The sequence below is a fragment of the Paracidovorax wautersii genome (assembly GCF_900113035.1).
GTDB lineage: Bacteria > Pseudomonadota > Gammaproteobacteria > Burkholderiales > Burkholderiaceae_C > Paracidovorax > Paracidovorax wautersii.
In genome coordinates this window covers 369,139-391,695 of the sequence record NZ_FONX01000003.1, presented here as the reverse complement: position 1 = coordinate 391,695, position 22,557 = coordinate 369,139, and the positions used below count along the sequence as shown (strand labels likewise).

24 protein-coding genes are annotated in these 22,557 nt (G+C 69.6%); 12 read left to right on the top strand and 12 right to left on the bottom strand.

Going from position 1 to position 22,557, the window contains the following annotated elements:
* Positions 1–68 precede the first annotated feature (68 nt).
* The 6 genes from rplM to mdtD all read left to right on the top strand — a co-directional run bounded on the left by rplM (position 69) and on the right by mdtD (position 4,427).
* Positions 69–497, top strand: coding sequence for a 50S ribosomal protein L13 (gene rplM / locus BM070_RS06695; RefSeq protein ID WP_092938781.1), 429 nt, complete (start codon positions 69–71; stop codon positions 495–497).
* A gap of 10 nt (positions 498–507) precedes the next feature.
* Positions 508–900, top strand: coding sequence for a 30S ribosomal protein S9 (gene rpsI, locus BM070_RS06690; RefSeq protein WP_011797079.1), 393 nt, complete (start codon positions 508–510; stop codon positions 898–900).
* Between the two features lie 150 nt (positions 901–1,050).
* A complete protein-coding gene (locus tag BM070_RS06685; protein WP_092938779.1) occupies positions 1,051–1,761 on the top strand; it encodes a DUF6776 family protein in 711 nt (236 codons plus the stop codon).
* A gap of 43 nt (positions 1,762–1,804) precedes the next feature.
* Positions 1,805–2,206, top strand: coding sequence for a bactofilin family protein (locus BM070_RS06680; RefSeq protein ID WP_092938777.1), 402 nt, complete (start codon positions 1,805–1,807; stop codon positions 2,204–2,206).
* Between the two features lie 60 nt (positions 2,207–2,266).
* Positions 2,267–2,632, top strand: coding sequence for an iron-sulfur cluster insertion protein ErpA (erpA, locus tag BM070_RS06675; protein ID WP_092938775.1), 366 nt, complete (start codon positions 2,267–2,269; stop codon positions 2,630–2,632).
* Positions 2,633–2,972: 340 nt separating this feature from the next.
* A complete protein-coding gene (gene mdtD, locus BM070_RS06670) occupies positions 2,973–4,427 on the top strand; it encodes a multidrug transporter subunit MdtD (protein ID WP_092938773.1) in 1,455 nt (484 codons plus the stop codon).
* A 45-nt stretch (positions 4,428–4,472) separates the two neighbouring features.
* Here mdtD and BM070_RS06665 read toward each other — a convergent pair whose 3' ends face one another.
* The gene (locus tag BM070_RS06665) at positions 4,473–5,597 is read right to left on the bottom strand and encodes an anhydro-N-acetylmuramic acid kinase (protein ID WP_092938771.1); all 1,125 of its coding nucleotides are present in this window, start codon (positions 5,595–5,597) and stop codon (positions 4,473–4,475) included.
* 184 nt (positions 5,598–5,781) lie between these two features.
* Complete coding sequence (locus BM070_RS06660; RefSeq protein ID WP_245785121.1) at positions 5,782–7,158, bottom strand: M23 family metallopeptidase; 1,377 nt, start codon at positions 7,156–7,158, stop codon at positions 5,782–5,784.
* A 197-nt stretch (positions 7,159–7,355) separates the two neighbouring features.
* Here BM070_RS06660 and tyrS point away from each other — a divergent pair, with 197 nt between their 5' ends.
* Complete coding sequence (gene tyrS / locus BM070_RS06655; protein ID WP_092938767.1) at positions 7,356–8,591, top strand: tyrosine--tRNA ligase; 1,236 nt, start codon at positions 7,356–7,358, stop codon at positions 8,589–8,591.
* Between the two features lie 33 nt (positions 8,592–8,624).
* On the opposite strand, the gene BM070_RS06650 is transcribed toward tyrS, so the two are convergent.
* From BM070_RS06650 to BM070_RS06620, 7 genes are all read right to left on the bottom strand, one after another.
* The gene (locus tag BM070_RS06650) at positions 8,625–9,326 is read right to left on the bottom strand and encodes a cysteine hydrolase family protein (protein WP_092938765.1); all 702 of its coding nucleotides are present in this window, start codon (positions 9,324–9,326) and stop codon (positions 8,625–8,627) included.
* Positions 9,323–10,249, bottom strand: a complete 927-nt coding sequence (locus BM070_RS06645; protein ID WP_092938763.1) for an ABC transporter permease — start codon at positions 10,247–10,249, stop codon at positions 9,323–9,325. Before BM070_RS06645 ends, BM070_RS06650 begins: the two co-directional genes overlap by 4 nt.
* 18 nt (positions 10,250–10,267) lie before the next feature.
* Complete coding sequence (locus BM070_RS06640) at positions 10,268–11,389, bottom strand: ABC transporter permease (RefSeq protein WP_092938761.1); 1,122 nt, start codon at positions 11,387–11,389, stop codon at positions 10,268–10,270.
* Complete coding sequence (locus tag BM070_RS06635) at positions 11,382–12,890, bottom strand: ABC transporter ATP-binding protein (RefSeq protein WP_092938759.1); 1,509 nt, start codon at positions 12,888–12,890, stop codon at positions 11,382–11,384. The genes BM070_RS06640 and BM070_RS06635 overlap by 8 nt, the downstream gene beginning before the upstream one ends.
* Positions 12,891–12,905: 15 nt before the next feature.
* Positions 12,906–14,006, bottom strand: coding sequence for a BMP family ABC transporter substrate-binding protein (locus BM070_RS06630; RefSeq protein WP_092938757.1), 1,101 nt, complete (start codon positions 14,004–14,006; stop codon positions 12,906–12,908).
* An 85-nt stretch (positions 14,007–14,091) separates the two neighbouring features.
* A complete protein-coding gene (locus BM070_RS06625) occupies positions 14,092–14,478 on the bottom strand; it encodes a VOC family protein (RefSeq protein WP_092938755.1) in 387 nt (128 codons plus the stop codon).
* Positions 14,479–14,497: 19 nt separating this feature from the next.
* Entirely contained in the window at positions 14,498–15,502 is a 1,005-nt protein-coding gene (locus tag BM070_RS06620; protein WP_092938753.1) for an isopenicillin N synthase family dioxygenase, read from the bottom strand.
* Between the two features lie 236 nt (positions 15,503–15,738).
* Between BM070_RS06620 and rutR the strand changes: the two genes are divergently transcribed.
* Positions 15,739–16,437 (top strand): HTH-type transcriptional regulator RutR, encoded by a 699-nt coding sequence (gene rutR, locus BM070_RS06615; protein ID WP_092938751.1) that lies wholly within the window; start codon positions 15,739–15,741, stop codon positions 16,435–16,437.
* Positions 16,438–16,477: 40 nt separating this feature from the next.
* Here the strand turns inward: rutR and BM070_RS06610 are convergent, their stop codons facing one another.
* The gene (locus tag BM070_RS06610) at positions 16,478–17,476 is read right to left on the bottom strand and encodes a LysR substrate-binding domain-containing protein (RefSeq protein WP_092938749.1); all 999 of its coding nucleotides are present in this window, start codon (positions 17,474–17,476) and stop codon (positions 16,478–16,480) included.
* A 233-nt stretch (positions 17,477–17,709) separates the two neighbouring features.
* Between BM070_RS06610 and BM070_RS06605 the strand changes: the two genes are divergently transcribed.
* Entirely contained in the window at positions 17,710–18,099 is a 390-nt protein-coding gene (locus BM070_RS06605) for a DUF2917 domain-containing protein (protein WP_175518436.1), read from the top strand.
* A gap of 120 nt (positions 18,100–18,219) precedes the next feature.
* Here the strand turns inward: BM070_RS06605 and BM070_RS06600 are convergent, their stop codons facing one another.
* Complete coding sequence (locus BM070_RS06600) at positions 18,220–18,618, bottom strand: BLUF domain-containing protein (RefSeq protein ID WP_092938745.1); 399 nt, start codon at positions 18,616–18,618, stop codon at positions 18,220–18,222.
* A 149-nt stretch (positions 18,619–18,767) separates the two neighbouring features.
* On the opposite strand from BM070_RS06600, the gene BM070_RS06595 reads away from it, so the two are divergent.
* From BM070_RS06595 to BM070_RS06585, 3 genes are all read left to right on the top strand, one after another.
* Positions 18,768–19,526, top strand: coding sequence for a Crp/Fnr family transcriptional regulator (locus tag BM070_RS06595; RefSeq protein WP_092938743.1), 759 nt, complete (start codon positions 18,768–18,770; stop codon positions 19,524–19,526).
* Positions 19,527–19,667: 141 nt separating this feature from the next.
* Entirely contained in the window at positions 19,668–21,158 is a 1,491-nt protein-coding gene (gene glmU / locus BM070_RS06590) for a bifunctional UDP-N-acetylglucosamine diphosphorylase/glucosamine-1-phosphate N-acetyltransferase GlmU (protein WP_092938741.1), read from the top strand.
* A complete protein-coding gene (locus BM070_RS06585) occupies positions 21,155–21,973 on the top strand; it encodes a sensor histidine kinase (RefSeq protein ID WP_092938739.1) in 819 nt (272 codons plus the stop codon). The genes glmU and BM070_RS06585 overlap by 4 nt, the downstream gene beginning before the upstream one ends.
* Positions 21,974–22,012: 39 nt before the next feature.
* Here the strand turns inward: BM070_RS06585 and BM070_RS06580 are convergent, their stop codons facing one another.
* A complete protein-coding gene (locus tag BM070_RS06580; protein ID WP_092938737.1) occupies positions 22,013–22,513 on the bottom strand; it encodes an Lrp/AsnC family transcriptional regulator in 501 nt (166 codons plus the stop codon).
* Positions 22,514–22,557 lie beyond the last annotated feature (44 nt).

Below are 22,557 nucleotides of genomic sequence, written 5' to 3'. Positions count from 1 at the left end.
GCTTCCTTCAGAGAAGCACCGACCGTGGAAAAGGACCGACCAAACCCTCTTTTTCTCGAGAGAAACACATGACTACTTTCAGCGCAAAGCCCGCTGAGGTCGTGCATGAGTGGTTTGTGATTGACGCGACCGACAAGGTCCTCGGACGAGTAGCCAGCGAAGTTGCTCTCCGTTTGCGCGGCAAACACAAGGCCATTTACACGCCTCACGTCGATACCGGCGATTTCATTGTCATCATCAACGCATCCAAGCTCAAGGTCACCGGCACCAAGTCGCTCGACAAGGTGTACTACCGCCATTCGGGCTATCCCGGCGGCATCACGGCCACGAACTTCCGCGACATGCAAGCCAAGCACCCCGGCCGCGCGCTGGAAAAGGCCGTCAAGGGCATGCTGCCCAAGGGCCCGCTCGGCTACGCCATGATCAAGAAGCTCAAGGTCTACGGCGGCGCGGAACATCCGCACACCGCTCAGCAGCCCAAAGCGCTGGAAATCTAAGGAGCCTTGAATGATTGGTGAATGGAACAATGGCACCGGCCGTCGCAAGTCCAGCGTCGCCCGCGTGTTTCTGAAGAAGGGCTCCGGCAAGATCACTGTGAATGGCAAAGACATTCAGCAGTACTTCGGCCGCGAAACCTCCATCATGATCGCCAAGCAGCCGCTGGTGCTGACCAACCATGTCGAAACCTTCGACATCCAGGTCAACGTCCACGGCGGCGGTGAATCCGGCCAAGCCGGTGCCACCCGCCACGGCATCACCCGCGCCCTGATCGACTACGACGCAACGCTGAAGTCCGCACTGAGCCAAGCCGGCTTCGTGACTCGCGATGCCCGTGAAGTCGAACGTAAGAAGGTCGGTCTGCACTCCGCACGCCGCGCCAAGCAGTTCTCCAAGCGTTGATTCGCTGGCCGCAGGGCTTTGCCGCCCTGCAGGCTTTCTCTCTCGCAAGAGAAGAGCTCTGCCCTTTGCAAAAACCGCCCTCGTGGCGGTTTTTGCGTTTCATGGACATCGGCGAGAATCCGCCCTTTTTCCGGAGCGAGAAAAGAGCCCATGCGATTTCGCCTGCTGCGCCGCCGCCTGACCATCTCCGCGCCCCGCGTCGCGGTGCGCAACGCTCTGCCGTGGCCGCTGCGCTGGCTGCTGGCGGCCGTGCTGCTGGGCTTTTCGGCGGCCCTGGCGCTCTGGGCCTTCGAATTCGGCAAGAGCATCGCCGGGCTGGATTCGGGCTCGCGCGAGGAACTGGTGCGGCTGCGCGAAGAGGTGGGCCGGCTGCATGCCGAAAGCCGGCAGCAGCAGGAAGTGGCCGCCACCGCCGGTAGCCTGCTGACCGCCGAGCGCGCCGCCCTGGAGCGTGTGCAGACGCAGATGCGCCAGCTCGAAGCCGACAACCGCGCCCTGCGCGACGACCTGGGCTTTTTCGAGAAGCTCATTCCCGCCGGCAAGTCCGACGGCATTTCCATTCGCGGGCTGCAGGCCGAGCGGCAGGGCGGCCCGCACATGCGCTGGCAGGTGCTGGTGATCCAGCCGGTGCGCAATGCGCCCGAATTCAAGGGGCGGCTGGAACTGGTGCTGTCGGGCACGCAGAACGGCCAGCCCTGGAGCAGCGCGCCGCCCGCCGTGGCGCAACCCCTGCAGTTCCAGCAATACCGGCGCGCCGAGGGGATGCTCGATCTGCCCGAAGGGGTCATGGTACAAACGGTTACCGCCCGGGTGCTGGAAGGCAATACGGTGCGAACCGTTCATAGCGTGGACGTCGATTAACCATGCGCGCGCCGCGCGCGTTGCCGCCCAGGAGCCTGCCGCCATGTTCTCCCGCAAGAAACAGCCCCCCATCAAGAGCCTGATCGCCCAGGGCACGCGCGTGCAGGGTGACGTGCTGTTCGCCGAAGGCCTGCGCATCGATGGCGAGGTGGTGGGCGAGGTCCGCGCCGAGGCCGGCCAGCCGAGCATCCTGGTGGTGTCGGAGTCGGGCCGCGTGGAAGGCGCCCTGCATGCCATGCACGTGATCGTGAACGGCACGGTGGTCGGCCCGGTGCATGCGGGCGAGCTGCTGGAGCTGCAGCCCAAGGCGCGCATCACGGGCGACGTGCACTACAAGGCGCTCGAGATGCACCAGGGCGCGACGATCGCCGGCCAGATGTCGCCCACGGCCGAGGCCCTGCTGGAAGCAAAGCCCACACTGAAACTGGCGTCAAACGCCTCTTGATCTGAATCGCCGGGGCGATTGCAGTAGCATTGACCGCAAACCCTCCCGAAGGAGCACCCGATGAGCGCAGTAGCAGACAACGTACAGACCGAAATGCCCGCCCCGATCCTCTTCACCGACAGCGCCGCTGCCAAGGTGGCGGATCTGATTGCCGAAGAAGGCAACCCCGACCTCAAGCTGCGCGTGTTCGTGCAGGGTGGCGGCTGCTCCGGCTTCCAGTACGGCTTCACGTTCGACGAGATCACGAACGACGACGACACCACCATGACCAAGAACGGCGTCTCCCTGCTGATCGACGCCATGAGCTACCAGTACCTGGTGGGCGCCGAGATCGACTACAAGGAAGACCTCCAAGGAGCGCAGTTCGTCATCAAGAACCCCAACGCCACCACGACCTGCGGCTGCGGTTCCAGCTTCTCGACCTGAGCCCCGCGTCCAGTACCCGTCCAGCCGCCTTCAGGGCGGCTTTTTCGTTCCCGCTCGCATAAGAACGTGTTTACGATCTCCCAGGGGTCGCGCAGCTACGTCCGGCGGGATGGGATGCAAGGCGCGGTGCGCAGTGGATAGCACGGCTATCCACAAGCGCCGCAACGCCGCAGACCGCCCGCCGACGTAGCTGCCCTTCGGGTTGGAGCGAAATCGGGCGATTGGATGCCCCGGCTGCTTGCATGGGCATGAGCCCATGCGGCGCATCCGAGGCATCCACTCATCCCGATTGCGCTCCAACGCGATCCCCTGCGAGATCGTAAACACGTTCTAAGAAGCCATGGCATCTCCCAGCGCTGAAGCAACAACGCCCATCGTGCCGGACCCCGGTCCGGACCATCGCCGCATCCTGCTGTGGGTCGTCGCGGTGGGCGTCTTCATGCAGACGCTGGATGCGACCATCGTCAACACGGCCCTGCCCGCCATGGCTGCCAGCCTGGGCGAGAGCCCGCTGCACATGCAGTCGGTGATCGTGGCCTATTCGCTGACCATGGCCATGCTGATCCCCGCCTCGGGCTGGCTGGCGGACCGCTTCGGCACGCGCAAGGTCTTCCTGTTCGCCATCACCGTGTTCTCGCTGGGCTCGCTGGCCTGCGCGACTTCGCGGCACCTGGGCGAGCTGCTGGCGGCGCGCGTGCTGCAGGGCCTGGGTGGGGCGCTGCTGCTGCCCGTGGGGCGCCTGGCGGTGCTGCGCACCTTTCCGCGCGGCGAGTTCCTGGAGGCGATGAGCTTCGTCGCCATTCCCGGCCTCATCGGGCCGCTGCTGGGCCCCACGCTGGGCGGCTGGCTGGTGCAGAGCGCCTCGTGGCACTGGGTGTTCCTCATCAACCTGCCGGTGGGCCTGATCGGCCTGATGGCGACGGCGCGCTTCATGCCCAACCTGCGGGTGCCCAAGCCGGACCCTTTCGACACCGCCGGCTACGTGCTGCTGGCCTTCGGCATGGTGGCCATCTCGCTGGCGATCGAGGCCGCGGGCCTGGTGGGGCGGGGCGGCGCGGCGGCGCTGGGCGTGGGCGGCCTGGTGGCGCTGGTCGTCTATTGGCTGCATGCGGCGCGGCATGAGCGGCCGCTCTATTCGACGCAGCTCTTTCGCGTGCGCACGCTGTCGGTCGGGCTGCTGGGCAACCTCTTTTGCCGGCTGGGCAGCGGCGCCATGCCGTTCCTGATTCCGGTGTCGCTGCAGCTCCTGCTGGACTTCTCCCCGATGCACGCCGGGCTGATGATGCTGCCTACCGCGCTGGCGGGCATGGGCATCAAGCGAGCGGCGACGCCGCTGATCCGCCGCTTCACCTATCGCAACGTGCTGGTCGTGAACACGCTGCTGCTGGGCCTGCTGATGGCCAGCTTCGCGCTGCGCCAGCCCGGCTGGCCGCTGGCCTGGCAGGTGCTGCAGCTGGCGGCCTTCGGTGCCGCGAATTCGCTGCAGTTCACCGCGATGAACACCATCACGCTCAAGGATCTGGATGGTGCCAGTGCCAGCAGCGGCAACGGCCTGCTCTCCATGGTGCAGATGCTGGCGATGAGCCTGGGTGTGGCGGTGGCGGGGGCGGTGCTGTCCGAATGGAGCCAGGCCTATGGCGGCACGGAAGTGCCCGGCGCGGTGCTGCATGCCTTCCAGTCCACCTTCCTGACGGTGGGCTTCATCACGGTAGTGTCGGCGGCCGTCTTCTGGCAGCTGCCGCGCGAGGCACGCACGCCGCCGCGTGACGGGCCCGAGGTGTCGGGCCAGGGCTGAGGCGCTGGCCGGCGCTGGGCGGGGCTTTAGAACGTGTTCACGTTCTTAGGCCGGGTAGATCGCGCCCAGGACGCGGGGGCCGGCGGCGCCCGTGACCTGGGGCAGGTTGCCGGGTAGGGCGTGCACCGTCTGGCGCGCCAGCCAGGCGAAGGCGGCGGCTTCGACCTGCTGCGAGGGCAGCCCCAGTGCATCGGTGGCCTGCACCGCCACACCCGGCAGCGCCGCGGCGATGCGCTCCATCAGATAGCCATTGCGCGCGCCGCCGCCGCACACGGCGAGCCGTTTGCTCTTGTTTCCATAGCTGATGACGCTGGCTGCACAAGCGCGGGCGGTCAATTCGGTCAGGGTCGCCTGCACGTCGGCCGGGGCCGCGTCGCCGTGGGCCTGCAGGTGGGCCTGCAGCCAGGCCGGGTGGAACAGGTCGCGCCCGGTGCTTTTGGGCGGCGGCTGGTGCAGATAGGGCTCGGCCAGCAGGCGCTGCAGCAGATCGGGCAGCACACGCCCCTGCGCGGCCCAGGCGCCGCCTGCATCGTAGGGCTGGCCGGTGTGGCGTTCGCACCAGTGGTCCATCAGCGCATTGCCGGGGCCGCAGTCGAAGCCCAGCACCTCGCCCTGCGCGCCCAGCACGCTGAGGTTGGCGATGCCGCCGATGTTCAGCACGCAGGCGTCCGAGCCCGCCTGCCCGAAGACGGCCTGGTGGAAGGCCGGCACCAGCGGCGCGCCCTGGCCGCCGGCCGCCACGTCGCGGCTGCGGAAATCGGCCACCACGGCGATGCCGGTGCGCTCGGCCAGCAGGGCCGGGCTGTTCAGCTGCAGCGTGTAGCCCGTGCCGTCGAAGAGGCCCGGCCGGTGCCGCACGGTCTGGCCGTGCGCGCCGACGGCCCGCACATCGGCGGCGCCCAGCTGCGCCGCCTGCAGCAGCTGGCGGACCACATCGGCATAGATCCCCACGAGCGCGTTGGCCGCCAGCGCGGCGCGGTGCAGCTCGTCCGCCCCGCTGGTGTTGAGCGCCAGCAGCTCGGCCTTGAGCGCGGCGGTAAACGGTGCAGATGCGAAGCCCGCCACGCGCAGCCGATCACCAACGAACTCGACCAGCGCCCCATCCACCCCGTCGAGCGAAGTGCCCGACATGAGTCCGATATAGCGATCGATGGAAGCGGAGGAGTTCACAGGGAAAGCAGGAAGTAGGGCGAAGCGCCTTGCCGGTTGAATCAGTTCGCAGCGTGGAAGCCGGCGCGGCCAAAGGCCAGAGACGCCGTGGATCCGGCTCCGCCGGTCCACTGGCGTCGTCCCCCTTCCCGCGCGCAGCGAGAGAGAAGGGGGAAGGCGCGCAGCGCCTCAGGGGGATGCACCCCTACTGCGCGCTGGCCTGCTCGAACTGCCCCGCCGAGGCCAGCTGGATGCGCATGTTCGACGCCAGCTGCTTGAAGGCGGCACGCGATGCGGCCGACACGGGCTGGGCGGCCTCGCTCTGCTGGGCGATGGTCATCGGGTCTTGATGCTGGCCGTTCACGCGGAATTCGAAGTGCAGGTGCGGGCCGGTGGCCCAGCCGGTGGCGCCCACGGCGCCGATCTTCTGGCCCTGCTCCACGGCCTGGCCGGCGCGCACGTCGATGCGGCTCAGGTGGGCATAGACGGTCTCGTGCTGGTTGCGGTGCTTGATGTAGATCACGTTGCCGTAGCCGTTCTGCACGCCGGCGAACTCCACCACGCCGTCGCCCACCGTGCGCACGGAGGTGCCTGTGGGCGCGGCGAAGTCGGTGCCCAGGTGGGCGCGCCACTTCTGCAGGATGGGGTGGAAGCGCATCTGGAAGCCGCTGGAGACGCGCGAGAACTCGACCGGCGAGGCCAGGTACGCGCGGCGCATGCTCTCGCCTTCCAGCGTGTAGTAGGAGCCCTTGGCGGCGCCGGGTTCCTGGAACCAGATGGCGTCGTGCGTCTTGCCGTTGTTGTGGAACTCGGCGCTCAGCACGCGGCCGCTGCGCAGCGGCTCGCCGTCGGCTTCCAGCGTTTCATAGACCACGGAGAAGCGGTCTTCCTTGCGCAGCGCGCGGTGGAAGTCGATGTTGCTGGAGAACACCTCGGCCAGCTGGATGGCCACGGCGTCGGGGATGTTGGCCGCGTCGGTGGCAGCGAAGAGCGAGCTGCGGATGATGCCGCCCGCCAGCCTCGAGCCCACCGTGAGCGGCGCGGTCTCGATGCGCGAGGCGAAGCCGCCGCCGTCCTGGCGTTCGACCACCAGGCGCTTGAAGGTGCCGCTGTCGTCGGGTGCCCAGCGCGCCACCAGCCGCATCAGACGGTGGTCTTCGGTGGCCTCGACGGTGAGCGAGCGGCCGCCGCGGCCCAGCAGGTTCTGGCGGACCTGGTTGTCGCCGCGCAGGAAGCCCGCGGCTGCCGGGTCTGCCACGCCCATGCGCTGCAGGATGCTTTCAGCCGTGTCGTTGCTGCGCGTCTGGTCGGAGCGGTAGAGCGTGTAGCTGGGGATGTCCACCAGCTGGGTCAGGGGCGTGTCGCCGGCCAGCGAATCCACCGCGTACGACACGGTGCTCACGGGCAGGTCGGACGCATCGGGCGCGAAGGACGCCACGGCGAAGGCGCCGCCGCCGCCGGTGAGCAGCAGGGTCGCCACGGCGGCGGTGATGCGTTTCGGATGCTTGCGGGCGGTATCTGCCAGGCGCTGGCGAACCCGCTCGAGCAGGTCCAGGCAGGCGGAAGTCAAGCCATTGGTCAAAAGTCGTACCCCAAATGGATGCACCCGGGCCATGCCCTGCGGCCTAGCGTGCAGCAGAGGGCGGAAGGCGGGGTGCAGGAATGTCGTCGTGCGCAGTGGCTGGGCCGGGCCGTGACGGGCGGGCCACTAGAATCCGCCATTGCGATGTGGGTCGAAGTATAGCCATGCACCTACGGCCGGACCCGGAAAAAACCCTTATGAATCAATCTGCTGTTACAACCTACCCGATGACCGATGGTGTAGGACAAGCCCTGGAAGTCACGTTGCGGGGCGTGGAGGAACTGCTGCCGCGCGACGAGTGGGCACGCAAGCTCGCGCGCTCGGAAGCCACCGGCCAGCCGCTGCGCATCAAGCTGGGCCTGGACCCGACGGCGCCGGACATCCACATCGGCCACACGGTGGTGCTCAACAAGATGCGCCAGCTGCAGAACCTGGGCCACCAGGTGATCTTCCTGATCGGCGACTTCACCACGCTGATCGGCGACCCCTCGGGCCGCAACACCACCCGCCCGCCGCTCACGCCCGAGCAGATCAAGGCCAACGCCGAGACCTACTACACCCAGGCCGCCAAGGTGCTGGACCCGGCGCGTACCGAGATCCGCTACAACAGCGAATGGTGCGAGCCCCTGGGCGCCGTCGGCATGATCCAGCTGGCCGCCAAGTACACCGTGGCGCGCATGATGGAGCGCAACGACTTCCACCAGCGCTTCACCGACGGCAGCTCGATCAGCCTGCACGAATTCCTCTACCCCCTGCTGCAGGGCTACGACTCGGTCGCGCTCAAGAGCGATCTGGAGCTGGGCGGCACCGACCAGAAGTTCAACCTGCTGATGGGCCGCCACCTGCAGCAGGAATACGGCCAGGAGCCGCAGTGCATCCTGACCATGCCGCTGCTGGTGGGCCTGGACGGCGTGGACAAGATGTCCAAGTCCAAGAACAACTACATCGGCATCACCGAAGAGGCCAACACCATGTTCGCCAAGGTGCTGTCCATCTCCGACACGCTGATGTGGGACTGGTACACCCTGCTGTCGTTCAAGAGCCTGGCCGAGATCGAGGCGCTCAAGGCCGAGGTGGCGGGCGGCCGCAACCCCAAGGACGCCAAGGTGGCGCTGGCCAAGGAGATCACCGCGCGCTTCCACAGCGCCGCGGCGGCCGATGCGGCCGAGCAGGACTTCATCAACCGCAGCAAGGGCGGCGTGCCCGACGAGATCCCCGAGGTGTCGCTCTCCGGCGCGCCGCTGGGCATCGGCGCATTGCTCAAGCAGGCCAACCTCGCGCCTTCGACCAGCGAGGCCAACCGCCTGATCGACGGCGGCGGCGTGCGGGTGGACGGTGCCGTGGTGAGCGACAAGGGCCTGAAGCTTCCGGCCGGCACCTTCGTCGTGCAGGTGGGCAAGCGCAAGTTCGCCCGCGTGACGCTGGGCGCCTGACGCCCAGGCCTGCGGCGTGCCGCCCGGCCGGCTTCAGCCGCGGCCGCCAGCGTCGCCCGGCCGGGCCTGCCAGAGGCGCAGCAGCTCGGCCGAGTCGAGCACCAGCCCCAGGTGCAGCGACACCATGGCCAGCGCCGCGCCATCCAGGTGGTCGTCGGTGCCGCGCACCAGGTCGCGCAGCACGATCACGCGGTAGTTGTGGTTGTTGGCGTCGAAGGCGGAATTGAGCACGCAGCAGTCCGAGAAGCCGCCGTTGAACACCACCGTCGTGATGCGCTGGTTGCGCAGCAGGAAGTCGAGGTCGGTCGGGTAGAAGGCCGACAGGCGGCGCTTGTTCTCCACGCGCAGGTCGCCGGGCTCCACCCGGGTGACCCATTCGGTCCAGCGGCTGCCCTCCAGGGCGTGCTCGGCGGCATTCGGAATGTCTCCGACGTAGAGCGGAAAGGTCCGCCGCCAGGCCGCGGGAATGCCCTTCAGGTCGTCTTCCCCGCCCGGGCGCAGCACCGACTTCACATGTGCGATGCGCACGCCCAGCGCACGCGCCTGCGCATGGAAGGCGTCGATGGGCGCCACCACGTCACGCGCGCGCGGGGCGGGGCAGGGGCAGTCGGGGCTGTCTTCCAGGTGTCCGCGGTGCATGTCGATGGACACCACGGCCGTGGTGGCCGGGTCCAGGTAGTCGGGAAAAAGCGCGTCGTCCACTTCGCGCGCCTCGTTGTAGATCCAGGCCTTCATCGCCGTTCCTCACGGACATAGGGTTCGCCGAGTGCGCCCGGCTCGCCGTCGAGCCGGCGGCGGCCCAGCGCCACCCACACCATCACGCCCAGCGTGACGACGTAGGGCGTCATCAGCACGAAATACTGCGGCAGCTGCACGCCCGCGGCCGCCAGCTGCGGGATCAGCGCCTCGATGCAGCCGAACAGCAGCGCGCCGGCCAGCGCCTTCCAGGGCGACCAGCGCGCGAAGATCACCAGGCCCACGGCGATCCAGCCGCGCCCGCCGGTCATGCCCGCGATCCACAGCTTGGTGGACAGCAGCGAGATATAGGCCCCGGCCAGCCCCACCAGCGCCGCACCCGCCACCACGGCGGCGAAGCGGTAGGCCGCCACCGGAATGCCCGCTGCATCGGCGGCCTGCGGGTTCTCGCCCACGGCGCGCAGGCGCAGGCCCGAACCCGTGTGCTGCAGGTAGTGCACCACCGCCCAGAAGATCAGCGGCGTCAGATAGACCACGGCGTTCTGCGACAGCAGCCGGCCCAGCAACGGCAGCTGCGCGAGCGGGCCGAGGGGGATGGGGCCGGCCGAGGTCACGGGCTGGTTGGTCCAGCCCATCAGCGTGCCGACCAGGCTGGTCAGGCCCTGGCAGAAGAAGACCAGCGCCAGCCCGGCGATGACCTGGTTGATGCGCAGCCACACCACCAGCACCGCGAACAGCACGGAGACGAGGCTCGCTGCCGCCATGGCCAGCACCAGCGAAATGCCGGTGGCGCCGAAGGCCAGCTGCGCGCCGATGGCGGCCAGCGCGCCGACCAGCATCAGCCCCTCGGCGCCCAGCGAGAGCACGCCCGAGCGTTCGGCGAGGATCAGGCCCAGCGCCGCGAGGGCGTAGGGCACGGCGAAATCGGGAATGCTGCCGATCCAGTGCGTGAACAGTTCCATGGCGGTTCCCGGGGAGGGTCAGTCGGCGGCCACGCGGCGCAGCCGGTGGCGGATGAAGAAGTCGGACGAGGCCACGCACACCACGACGATGGCCTGGATCAGCTGCACCATCGAAAACGGGATCTGGTAGAAGACCTGCAGGTTGCGCCCGGCCACGAAGAGTGTGGCCACCAGCGCCGCCACCACCGTCGCGGCCACCGGGTGGTTGCGCGCCAGGAAGGCGATCAGGATGCCGGAGAACCCGTAGCCCTGGTAGAAGGCCTGGGTCAGCCGGCCCTCCTGCCCGGCCGCCACCAGGAAGCCGCCCAGCCCGGCCAGCGCGCCCGAGCCCAGCACCGTGCCCAGGATGATGGCGCGCACCGGCACGCCCACCGCATCGGCCACGCGCGGGCTGGCGTTGACGAAGCGCAGGTACAGCCCCGCGCGGCTGGCCTGCACGAACCACCAGGCCAGTGCCATGGCCAGCAGCGCCAGCAGCACGGCCATGCCCGAGGGGCCGAAGAACTCGGGCAGGCGCTCGAAGCTGCGGAACTGCGGCGAGTAGGGGAAGGAATCCTTGGGGTCCTTCCAGGCGCCATAGACCAGGTGCAGCAGGAAGTTGCTGGCGATGTAGTTGAGCATCAGCGTGGAGATGATCTCGTTGACGCCCAGGCGCAGCTTGAGCAGCGCCGGCCCCAGCGCCCACAGCAGGCCGCCGGCCAGCGCGGCGATGGCCATCAGCGGCAGGCGCAGCGCGGGCGGGCCGATCTCGTGGAGGGACACGGCCGTGGCGCCGATCGCGCCCCAGATCATCTGCCCTTCGAGCCCCAGGTTCCAGAAGCGCGCGCGGAACGCGATCGACGCGGCCAGGCCGATCATGATCAGCGGCGCGGCCTGGAACAGCACGGCCTGCAGGCTCTGCAGGTCGAACAGCGTGGTGACGATGAATTCGTTGAACAGCTCGCCCGCAGGCACGCCGGCGGCCACCAGGATGAGCCCGGAGATCGCCAGCCCCGCGAGCACGGCCAGCCCCAGCACCAGGGCCTGGCGCGGCATGGACATCTGCTGGCGGATCTCCAGCGTGTAGCGCCGGCTCGCCAGGGGCTGGCGGCGGGCGGGCGCCTTGGGCGCGGCGTCGGGGATGAGGGTGGCTTCAGTCATGGTGGACCATGGCCTGGCCGATGGCCTGGCGGTCGGCGGGTTGATCGAATTCGGCCACGATGCGGCCGCCGGCCATCACGCCGATGCGGTCGGCCAGGGCCAGGACTTCGTCCAGGTCTTCGCTGATGAGCAGCACGGCGGCGCCGGCGTCGCGCGCCGCCAGCAGCCGCGCATGCACCTGGGCGGTGGCGCGCACGTCCAGGCCCCGGCTGGGGCTGTGCGCGAGGATCAGGCGGGGCTGCTTGCTGAACTCGCGCGCGATCACCAGCTTCTGCGCATTGCCGCCCGAGAGCAGCGCGGCCTTCTGCCGCAGCGAGCGCACGCCCTGCACGTCGAAGGCGGCGACCGCGTCGCGCGCTTCCTGGTCGATGCGGCGCTGGCGCAGCCACCAGGGCGAGCCGTAGCGCCCGCCGTGGACCTGGCCGATGGCGAAGTTCTCCGCGATCGACAGGCCGCCCGCCAGCGCATGGCCGTAGCGGTCGGCCGGAATGACGGCCAGGCCCAGCGCCCGGCGCGCCGTGGCCGGCGCCGCGCGCAGGCTGCCGAAGCCCTCCAGCACGATGTCGCCGCCGGCCTCCGGGATCAGCCCCATGATGGCGGCGGCCAGTTCGCCCTGGCCGTTGCCGCCCACGCCGGCAATGCCGTAGATCTCGCCCGCGTGCACGTCCAGCGTCACGCCGGCCAGCGCCTGCCGGCCGCCTTGCGCGGGCGTGCTGAGCCCCTGCAGCGACAGGCAGGCCGGGCCCGGCGCGCTGCGCACCCGGGGCACGGGCGGCGCGGTCTCGCCCACCGTCAGGCGCACCAGTTCGGCGGCCGGCGTGGTGCGCGGGTCCAGCGTGGCCACCGTGCGGCCGCCGCGCATCACGGTCACGCGGTCGGCATAGGCCTTCACGTCGGCCATCTTGTGCGTGACCAGCACCACCGCGCAGCCGCGCTGCGCCAGGCCCTGCACCGTGCGCAGCAGGCGCTCGGCCTCCTGGTCGGTGAGCACGGCGGTGGGCTCGTCCAGGATCAGGATGCGCGCGCCGGCCAGCAGCACCTTGAGGATCTCCACGCGCTGCTGCTCGGCGATGGACAGGCTGTCCACGCGCTGGCGCGGGTCGATGGCGAAGCCCAGCTCGCCGGCCTGCGCGCGGATGCGTTCCTCCAGCGCCGCGAGCTGGCGGCGGTGGCCGGCTTGGTCGGCCGGCAGGCCCAGCAGGATGTTCTGCGCCACCGTGAAGGGTCGCACGAGCTTGAAGTGCTGGTGCACCATGCCGATGTGGTGCTGGGCCGCATCGCGCGGTCCGGCCAGCCGCACGGCGTTGTCGTCCACCAGCATCTCGCCGCGCTCGGGTGCGTAGAGGCCGGCGGCGATGTTCATCAGCGAGGACTTGCCCGCGCCGTTCTCGCCCAGCAGGGCATGCACCTCGCCCCAGCGCGCATCGAATTGCGCATCGTCCAGGGCGAGGAAGCCGTCGAAACTCTTGCGGATGCCCCGCAGGGCCAGTGCGCTGGACATGTGTGGCCGTTCCGCTTATTTCTGCGTGACCACGCCCTTGACGAACCAGTCCATCTTCCAGAGGTCGGCATCGGAGAGCACGGCGCCTGCGGCCACGCGCTCCTTGCCATCGCGGTCCTTGAGCGGGCCGGCGAAGATCTGCTTGCCCTTGAGCAGCGCGTCGCGCTCGGCCAGGATCAGCTTGGCCTTGTCCGGCGGCACGCCGGGGCCGAAGCCGGCGATGTCGGTGCCGCCGCCGCTCATCGGGATGAAGGCGCCGTAGGGCGCGGGCTTCCAGCCGCCGGCGATGATCTTCTTGAGTTCGGTGACGAGGAACTTGTCCCAGACCCAGACCGACGAGCACAGCGTGGCCTTGGGGGCGAACTGGCGCAGGTCCCGGTGGTGGCCCGTGCCATAGACGCCGCGCTCCTGCGCCACGATCTGGGGCGTGGGGCTGTCCACGTGCTGGCCGATCACGTCGGCGCCCTGGTCGATCAGGGCCGAGGCCGCCGCGCGCTCCTTCACCGGGTCGTTCCAGCTGCCGGTGTAGATCACGTTGACCGTGGCGTTGGGGTTCATCTTCTGCGCGCCCAGCGCGTAGGCGTTGATGGTCCAGTTCACCACGCCGAAGGGGTTGGCCGCGACGAAGCCGAGCTTGCCCGTCTTGCTGGCCGCGCCGGCCGCCATGCCGCACAGGTACTGGCTTTCGTAGGTGCGGCCGTAGAAGGATTCGAGGTTGGGGCCGTTGGTCGTGCCCGAGGCGTTGAGGAAGGCCACGTCCGGGTGCTTGGCGGCTAGGTCCTTGAACGCGTCGGAGTGGCCGAAGGCCGTGCCGATCACGATGTTGGCGCCGCGCGAGATGAAGCGCTCGGCCGTGGGCTTGATGACCGAGGCGTCTTCGGAGATGTTCTCGGCGTACTGGATCTTCTGGCCCAGCGCGGCCTCGATCTTCACGCGGGCCTCGTCCAGCGCCTGCGTCCAGCCCCCGTCGTTCTTGGGGCCGTAGTACAGCATGGCGATCACCGGCTTGCCCTTGAGGGTGAAGCCGGCCTGCTGCGCCAGGGCGGCAGGAGCGGTGGCGGCGGCGGTGCAGGCGAGCAGGGCCGTGGCGGAGAGACGCTTCAGGAGGCGTGACATGGCTGGACCTTTCTTGGAAGGACGGCGGGGCGTGGGACGGAAAAGAGGGAAGGGAGCGGTGGACGGCGCGACGGCGCGGCGCGCGTCACAGCATGTGGTTGATGCGGAACACGTTGCCCTCGGGGTCGAGCAGCACGGCCTGGTACCAGTGGTAGTAGGTCTCGTAGGGCGGCTTGACCAGCGTGGCGCCGGCCGCGACCGCCACCGGCACGCGGCGGTCCACGTCCTCGCGGCTATCGACGTCGATGTTGAGCAGGAACTTCACGCCCCGGGTGTCCGAGAACTCGGACAGGTGCAGCAGCTCGTAGGCGTCGAGCGCGTTGAAGCCGAGGCTGCTCCTGCCGGTGTCGAGCCCGCGGAAGATGGGCGAGCGGATCGCCTCGATCTCCGGAAAGCCGAACACGCGCTGGTAGAAGCCGCTGAGCGCCACCACGTCCCGGGCGAAGACGTTGACGTAGGAAAGATGTGCCATGTGCCGTGCAGCCCCTGCTTCAGGCGACGGCCTTGGTGCCGCCGAAGGTGGTTTGCTTCACGAACTTGGACGTGAGGTGCTCGCCCGAGGTGACGGGCGCGTGGCGCGGCTGCTCGCCCGGGGCCAGGCAGCTGGGCAGGCATTCGGCCACGGCGTCGTAGTTGGGCTGGTGGAAGAAGACCAGCGACTGGCGGCGCGTGTTGCGCAGCGTGTCGTCGAACGGCGGGTTGGCCACGCGGTGCAGGGTGGAGACCCAGGTGTCGTTGGTCCACTGCATCATCAGGTCGCCGATGTTGATGGCGAAGCCGCCCTCCACCAGGGGCACGTCCACCCACTGGCCGGCCTTGTTGAAGACCTGCAGGCCGGGGCCGTCCGGGCGCACGATGGTCAGGCTGCCGTAGTCGCTGTGGGCGCCCGCGCGCATCTGGCCGGGCAGCGGGGCCTCTTTCTGCGGCGGATAGCTGAGCACGCGGAACATGCTGATGTGCCGGTCGATCTTGTCGTCGAAGAAGGTCTCGGGCAGCTTCAGCGCGGTGGCGAAGATGCACATCAGCGAGCGCGCCAGATCGCTCATGGCTTCGAAGTACTCGGTGTAGGCCTCGCGAAAGCCCGGCAGGTCGGGCCAGGCGTTGGGCTCGAAGTGGGCGCCGGCCGCGGGGCCGCGATGGTATTCGTCGTCGGGCACGCCGGAGGGGCCGATGGAGAACGATTCCTTCAGGTCGCCGGGCGTGGCCTCTTCCAGGCTGTACGACAGCCCTTCCTCGCCCACGGCGCTGTAGCCGCGCACGGCGTCTTCGCGCGGGCGGTCCACGCGGCGCTTGGTTTCCAGCGGCAGGGCGAAGAATTCGCGCGAGGCATCGGACACGCGCTGGACCAGCTCCGGGGAGATCCGGTGGTTGGTCACGACCAGGAAGCCGATGTCGCGGCAGGCGCTGTCCACCTGGCTCGCCACCAGGGCCTTGCCAGCCGGCGTGCCGCCGAACCAGGGTTGCAGGTCGATCACGGGAACGTTCAGAACGGGCATGGCACAACTCCGGTGCTAAGAGGGTGAGACCCGCTCTCATGCAACGACCGTGCCACTTGGACCAAATGGACAAATGCCGTTCAGAATGCCTCTGGCGGGGTTGGAGTGCGGCCGTGCGCGCATCTTCGCGGCGCCCTCAAGGCGTGCTGTCTGCCGCCGGCTGGTGCGCACGGAACGTGCTGCACGCACCGCGATCGCACATTCCCCTGTTCCATCGACCCAGGAGATTTCATCCCATGGCAACCAGGCAAAAGACGGTGAGTGCAGGGGGCACGGACGCGCAGGGCCAGCCGCCAGCCCCCCCGCGAGCGCCGCGCATGCCCCGTGCGCCGCGCGATACCCGCCCGGTGGCGGACAAGCGCAGCGCCATCCTCGCCGCGGCGCTGGCGCTGTTCTCGCGCTACGGCCTGCACGGCACCAAGGTCGAGCAGGTCGCGGCGCAGGCCGGGCTCTCCAAGAGCAATCTGCTCTACCACTTCCCGGGCAAGGAGGCGCTGTACGTGGCCGTCCTGCGCGATCTGCTGGACGTGTGGCTCGCCCCCCTGCGCGCCTTCAGCGCCGACCAGGACCCGCGCGAGGCCATCGCCAGCTACATCCGCGCCAAGCTCGCGCTCTCGCGCGACCGGCCCGAGGCCTCGCGCCTTTTCTGCCTGGAGATGATCCAGGGCGCGCCGCTGCTGCGCGACGAGCTGGCGCGCGAGCTGCGCGAACTGGTGCAGGCCAAGTCCGCCGTGATCCACGCCTGGGTGGCGGACGGGCGGCTCAAGCCGGTGCAGCCGCACCATCTGGTCTTCGCGCTGTGGGCGCTCACGCAGCACTACGCGGACTTCGCCGTGCAGGTGCAGGCGGTGACGGGCCGCACGCTGGACGATCCGGCGTTCTTCGAGGAGACGGTGCGCGAGGTCTGCGCGCTGGTGCTGGAGGGCGTGGCGTAGCGCCCTCTCTTCTATCTCTCATCCACGGTGGCGGGGCGTCTCAGGCCAGGTCGTCGTTCAGGTCCGGGTCGGGCACTTCGCCGATGGCCTTGCGCGTGGCCTCGGCCTGCAGCAGCAGCCAGTCGCAGAAGGCCTTGATCTCGGGCCGCTGGGCGCTGCGCGGGCCCACCACCAGCCAGTAGGCCAGCGGCGAATCCAGCCGCAGGCCGGGCAGCACCTCCACCAGGTCGCCCGTGGCCAGGGCATCGGCCACCAGCGGCATGCGCGCCAGCGCCAGGCCCTGTCCGGCCAGCGCCGCCTGCACGATCTGCTGGGCGTAGTTGAAGTACAGCCAGCGCTTGGGCTGCAGCTTGTCGTGGCCGTTCAGCTCGAACCAGCGGCGCCAGCTCAGCCATTCCAGGTTCTGCGTGCGGTGGGCGTCGCCGGCTTCGATCAGCGTGAACTGGGCGATGTCCTCCGGCCGGCGCAGGGGAGGCGCGCTGTTGAGCAGCCAGGGGCTGGCCACCACGGCCAGCTGTTCGCCGAAGAGCCGCTGGGCGCCGGGATCGACGGTGCCCGGCAGGCAGTAGCGCAGCGCCAGATCCACGTCCGAGGTGTCCAGATCCACGATGGTGTCGGTCGCGTCGATGCGGATGTCGATGTCGGGGTTGTCGTGCTGGAAGCCTTCCATGCGCGGGATGAGCCAGACCGACGCGAAGCTGGCCCAGGTGGTGATGGCCACGCTGCGCCGCCCGGAGGTCTGGCGCACCAGCCGCACGGTGGCGTCGATGCGCTCCAGCGCCGGGGCCACGGCGCGCTGCAGCTGGGCGCCCGCGCTGGTCAGCTCCACCGCCCGGGTGTGGCGCAGGAAGAGCATCACGCCCACCTCGTCTTCCAGCGCCTGGATCTGCCGGCTGACGGCTGACTGGGTGAGCGCCAGCTCTTCCGCCGCGGCACGGAAGTTCAGGTGCCGCGCCACCGCGAGGAAGGCACGCCAGTGGCCGGCGGCCACGGGCCGGGTGCGCAGATGGGCGGTGGGGTGCGACGCGGGTGCATTCATGGCGGCGGTGGGTTTGATGTGACTTTCGAATCAATAGGGCGGCTTTGATTCATCAATGCCGATACGGCTCGATTTCCCTGAAGGATGCGCGCCCTGTACGCCTGGAGAATACCGCCATTGATGCGAATCGGGAATGGTTCTGCAAGCTGCTTTTCATTGGACGCGGGCCTGCCCGCCGAGCACCATCAAGGCCGTTGGGGTCCATGGTGGGCCCCGCTTCCGGAGCCGCAGCAATGAACCCGATCCATGTCCTGACCCAGAAAACGTCCTCCCTGTCCGGCGACGTGGCCGTGCAGGATGCCGACATCCACACCCTGCCCATGGGCCAGGCGAAAAGCCTGCTGTCGCCCACGGCCATGTCGCTGCGCGTGATGCGCGGCCATGCCTGGGTGACGCTGGATGACGGCCCGAACGGGGCCTGCGACCAGGCGGCGGGCGACATCTTCCTGCACGCCGGGCAGATCCTGTGGGTGGTGGCCGGCCAGCGCGTGGTGCTGGAGCCGCTGGGCCGCGAGGCGCTGCAGTTCTGCTGGCGTGTGGCCGGTGCGGCCAGCGTGGCGAATGTCGCCTGCGATGCGCCGGCGCGGGGCGCGGCCGCCCATCCTGCTGCGCAGGGCGCCTGAGGGCGGTTCACTGCCGTTCCCGCGCTCTCCCCAAGGCAAAAAGAGCTGCCAGCGCCCATCGGATGGGCGCTGGCAGCTCTTTTTTTGATAGCGTTTGCCGGCTGGTTCAGCCAGCGCCGCTCATTCCAGCTCGACGGGCAGATCCGAGAAGGCCCGCAGCGCCGTCAGCCCGCGCAGGGATTGCAGCCGCTCCAGCGCGGTCGCGTCTTCGAGCGTGCTGAACGCCAGGCTGAAGTTGCGGAAGCGGCGCAGGGTGATGGGGCCGTCGTGCAGCACTTCCACATAGAGATGGCGCGGATCGTCGCGGATGCGCTGCAGCAGGGCGCGGACCTCGTCCTCCGGCCCTTCCAGCTGCTGGCCGAAGCGCTGGCCGTCGAACACCAGCAGGCCGGTGATGCCGCGCCTGAGGTTCTCGCGGCGGGCGTGGCTGGCGATGCTGGCGATGGCACTCAGGGGCTGGTCCTGCGAAAAGAGGCTGGTGTAGAGGATCTCGTACAAAGGCTGGGAAGAATGCGACATTGGCGGCACTGTGGGCCCGTACAGGGTGGGTGCGCAATGTCAAAAGACATGACGCCTCCCGGCGCTTCCCGTGCGTTGCGCCGGAGCCGCATTCACCCCTTATCTTTACCTCTTCGTGCGGCATGGCTGCCTCTAGAATCGCGCCCGCCATGAACGCAGTCGCCCATCCCTCCGTGTGCCCACGTCAGTGCGAGGACTGCGGTCTGCGCCGTTCTCCCGCCTTCACTCCCGCCAGCGCGGCGGAGCTCGAGACCATCGAGAGCCTGCGCAGCGGCAGCCTGTCCGTGCCTGCCGGCGGCACGCTGATCCGCGAGCGCCAGCTCAATGCGCGGCTCTACACGCTCTATTCGGGCTGGGCCATGCGCTACAAGACGCTCTCCGACGGGCGCCGGCAGATCCTCAACTTCCTGCTGCCGGGCGATCTGGCCGGGCTGCAGCAGCAGTTCGGCGAAGTCTCTTCGCACGGGGTGGAGGCCATCACCGACTGCCATTTCTGCCTGTTCGAAGACGACGCGCTCTGGAGCCTCTACCGCGAACATGCCCGCATGGGCTACGACGTGACCTGGCTGGCCGCCCGCGAGGAGAGCCTGGTGGATGAGAACCTGCTCACCACCGGCCGCCGCAGCGCGCCCGAGCGCGTGGCCATGCTGCTGATGCAGCTGCACCGGCGGCTCGAGCGGCTGGGGCTGACGGCGGCCGACGGATCGGCGCCGTTCCCCATCAACCAGCAGCACATCGCCGACGCGCTGGGCCTGTCGCTGGTCCACACCAACAAGACGCTGCGCCGGCTGGCGCAGATGGGGCTGCACGAGCTTTCCGGCGGGCGCCTGCGCATCCTCAACGCGCGCGTGCTGGCGCGCATCGCCGAGTTCTACGACAGCATCCCGCGGCTCGCGCCTCTCCTGTAGCGCCTGTCGCCCGCTGGCCGCAGGGCAGGGGGCGCTGCCGCAGCGCCGCACATAATCAGGGCTCTCTTTCTCCGTCCGCCGCCTGCGCCCCCGCACCTGCGGGTGCGCCGCGGCGTCCCGATGCTTTTGCCCTCTTTGCCCATGACCGCTGCCACTGCCCAGGCCACGACCTCCGCCGCCGCCTCTTCCTCCTCGCCGTCCGCGCTGGACATCATCATCATGGCGGCCGGCAAGGGCACGCGCATGAAGAGCCGCACGCCCAAGGTGCTGCAGCGCCTGGCCGGCCGGCCGCTGCTGTGGCATGTGCTGGACCAGGCCGCCAGCCTGCAGGCCCGCCGCGTGGTGGTGGTGACGGGCCATGGCGCTACGGAAGTGGAAGCATCCACCGCAGGCGCGGCGGGGGCCGGCGGCGATTTCGACCTCAGGTTCGTGCGGCAGGAGCCGCAGCTGGGCACCGGCCACGCCGTGCAGCAGGCCGTGCCGGCGCTGGCCGGCGACGGCACGGTGGTTGTGCTCTCGGGCGACGTGCCGCTGACCCGGGCCGACACGCTGGCCGCGCTGGTCGCCGCATCGCGGCCCGACGCCGCCCAGCCCGCGCGCCTGGCGCTGCTCACGGTGACGCTGGCTGACCCCACCGGCTACGGCCGCATCGTGCGCGGCGCGGACGGCGCGGTGCAGGGCATCGTCGAGCACAAGGACGCGAGCGAAGCCCAGCGCGCCATCGACGAGGTGTACAGCGGCATCATGGCCGTGCCCGCGCCCCTGCTGGCCGGCTGGCTGGCGCGCCTCTCGAACGACAACGCCCAGGGCGAGTACTACCTCACCGACATCGTCGCCATGGCCGTTGCCGACGGCGTGCCGGTGGTGGGCCACCGCATCCGCGATGCGCTGCAGGTGGCCGGCGTGAACAGCCCGCTGCAGCTGGCCGAGCTGGAGCGCGCCCACCAGCTGGCCCAGGCCCGCGCGCTGATGGAGCAGGGCGTGCGCCTGGCCGACCCGGCCCGCTTCGACCTGCGCGACGACCCGCGCACCGGCGCGCGCGGCCAGCTTGTGTGCGGGCAGGACGTGGAGATCGACGTGAACGCCGTCTTCACCGGCCGCGTGGAGCTGGGCGAGGGCGTGCGCATCGGCGCGAACTGCTGCATCGCCAACGCCACCATCGCCGCGGGCGCGGTGATCCACCCCTACACCCACATCGACGGCGAGCGGGCCGGCGTGCAGGTAGGCGAGGGCGCGCTGATCGGCCCCTTCGCGCGGCTGCGGCCGGGCGCGGAGCTGGGCCGCGAGGTCCACATCGGCAACTTCGTCGAGGTGAAGAATTCCACCCTGGCCGACGGCGCCAAGGCCAACCACCTGGCCTACCTGGGCGACGCCACGGTGGGCGAGCGCGTGAACTACGGCGCAGGCAGCATCACCGCCAACTACGACGGCGCCAACAAGCACCGCACCGTGATCGAAGCCGACGTGCATGTGGGCAGCAACTGCGTGCTGGTGGCGCCCGTCACCATCGGCGCGGGCGGCACCGTGGGCGGCGGCTCCACCATCACCAAGAGCACGCCGCCGGGCTCCTTGAGCGTGGCGCGCGGCAAGCAGATCGTGAAGGACAACTGGCAGCGGCCGGCCAAGGCATGACGGCAGACGCTACTCACGGTTACGAGGGCCTGGACGCGCCGGCCTTGCGCGCCCTGCTGGCCCGGCGCGACCAGGCGCTGGCCGATCTGGCCGCCACGCAGGACGAGCTGCTGCGCGCCGTCTCGCACGACCTGCGGGCGCCGCTGCGCCACATCACCTCCTACGGCCCGCTGGTGCGCGAGCTGATCGACGAAGCCACGGCAGCCGGCAGCCTGACGGCCGAGGCCAGCGGAGAAGCGCTGGCCTTCCTTGCCACCATGGACCAGTCCGCCCGCCGCATGGGCCGCATGCTGGACGGGCTGCTCACGCTCTCCCGCGCCGCGCGCGCGCCGCTGCAGCCGGTCACGCTCGATGTGCAGGCCCTGGTGGCCGAGGCCCGTGCCGTGCTGGCCGGCGCCGCCGAAGGCCGCGCGGTGCAGTGGTCGGTCGATGTGCGCGGCCTGGCGCTGCGGGGCGACGCGGCCCTGCTGCGCCAACTGCTGGCCGAGCTGCTGCGCAACGCGCTGCAGTTCACGGCCGGCGCCGCCCCGGCCTGCATCGCCGTCTCGGCCGAGCGCCTGCCCGGCGGCGGTGCGCGCCTGCAGGTGCGCGACAACGGCAGCGGCTTCGACCCCGCCCGGGCCGGCGTGCTGTTCGGCATCTTCCAGCGCCTGCACCACGATGCCGACCAGGCCGGCGTGGGCACGGGGCTGGCCACGGCCCGCACCATCGTGCAGCGCCACGGCGGGCGCATCGCCATCGCCGCGCAGCCCGGGGCGGGCTGCACCGTCACCATCGACTGGCCGGCCGAGGCGGTGGCCGGTGCCGGTGGCTGAGCCCACAGCCGGGCATTCCTTTGCTATCGATTCAGTAGCTCAAGGCGCAGGCTTCATGGGCGCCAGCGGCACTTTGGTATCGAACTTGGCGCGCTTGACGGCGAAGAAGGCCTTCACGTTGCGCACGTTGGCGTCGGCCGTGAACAGCCGCTGCGCCAGCGCCAGATAGCCCGGCATGTCGGGCACATGCACCACCAGCACGAAGTCCGGCCCCGGCGCCACGCGCCAGCACTGCTGCACTGCTGATTCGGCCACGGCTCGGGCCTCGAAGGCGTCCTGCAGCTCGGCGCCCTGGCGGTCCAGCGTCACCTCGGCCAGGGCCGTGAGGCCATGGCCCTGCCAGGCCGCCAGCCGATCCGGCTGCAGGATGGCGACCTGCCGTTCGATCAGCCCCAGCTCGTGCAGCCGCTTGATGCGCCTGAGGCACGTGGGCGGCGAGATGTGGGCGCGCTCGGCCAGCGCCTGGTTGCTCAGGCGGGCATCGGTCTGCAGCCAGTCCAGCAGGCGCAGGTCGATGGCATCCAGCGTGAAGGATTCCATTTTTTCAAGGTTTATGGTGGTTTATTTCAATGATGACATCATTG